Here is a 1,204-nt window from a genome sequence, read left to right as displayed (position 1 = left end):
GCTAACGTCCCGCCGGCTTGGCCTGCTGTTGCGGCATTCGTACACGGAACTTCACAAATATTAACAAATTTTGGTTTAACGCGTAACTTTCCAAATATTCGCAAAACCCGCAATGGCGCCAAACCGCTGTTGTATGCCGTTTATTCAAATTTTGCAGGTCCAAATCTTACACTATATTCAACTTTGTCTAGGATTAATTTATTTACACTTTGAACAAGAATTTTATTTTCTTTTATCGGATAACCAAATAAAGCGATGTTTGGAATTAGATGAGAATCTTCCGCAGAGTATTCTTTAAATTTACTTATTGGATTTCCAGTTGAGCCAGTTCTTAAATCACTAAAGAAAGAAGGATAAATTATTCCATCGAATCCAGCTTCTAGAATAGATTTTGCAATATCTCTTGAAATTTCATAAGAATGATTCCCCGCTGAATGAAGCATTTTAACCGCAATGTCTAAACTTTCAAATTCATTAAAATTTTCTTCTTGAATAGTTGTAGTTAGGTCTAACAATTTTAATTTAGATAGAGGTTTTAAAGTAGCAATATATAATTCATCGTTTACAGTAACTCTAGATTCATGAATGCAAACTTCTAAATCTTGTGAACCATAAAAAACAGACAAATCACTTGAATCCAATCTTCCATTTCCAGGCTTTGGGTTACTGTCATATTGATTAATTTCTTTTGGAAATTCAGGATTTTTTCGAACTCTATAAAAACTATCTTCTTTATTTAGATATCGAATAGGGAATTCATTAATTATGCGCTCAACAATTTTTTTCCTTGTCGATTTTGATTGTAACTCTATAAGAGGTTCAACGTGTCCTAACGTCCATAATCTTGGGCCATAATGGAAAAAACCTACCTTTAGTTCTCTTTCAAATAATTTGACATCTGTGTTTAATGGTTCGTCGAAATCTATTTGAGTTTTTTGGTATTCATTATATTGAATTAAAGGAGCAGAGCCATATTCAACTTTTAAAATTGATCCTTGAACAAAAAAGCGAAAGGCTAATTCATTGATTAAATCTATTGTAAGTTTTCTTCCATTAGACGAATCGCAATTTTGACAAGTTTCATTGTTTGCAATGCCGATTTGAAAAGCATCTAGTTTTAATCCTTCATCTTTGAAGCATTCAGAACATAATGGAGTTTTTTTCATATTGTTTTCAGGATGTTTCTCTAAATGGCATACAACGT

Annotated in this window: 1 protein-coding gene; it reads right to left on the bottom strand. The window is 32.1% G+C overall.

The window, feature by feature from the left end:
• Positions 1-140: 140 nt before the first annotated feature.
• The coding region (locus BUC09_RS14605) for an RES family NAD+ phosphorylase (RefSeq protein WP_234972669.1) at positions 141-1,204 on the bottom strand (1,064 nt) is incomplete at its 5' end.

The sequence above is a fragment of the Flavobacterium terrae genome, from assembly GCF_900142035.1.
Lineage (GTDB): Bacteria > Bacteroidota > Bacteroidia > Flavobacteriales > Flavobacteriaceae > Flavobacterium > Flavobacterium terrae.
The sequence above is the reverse complement of the archived record's forward strand: the minus strand, read 5'-3'. Positions and strand labels throughout refer to the sequence as shown.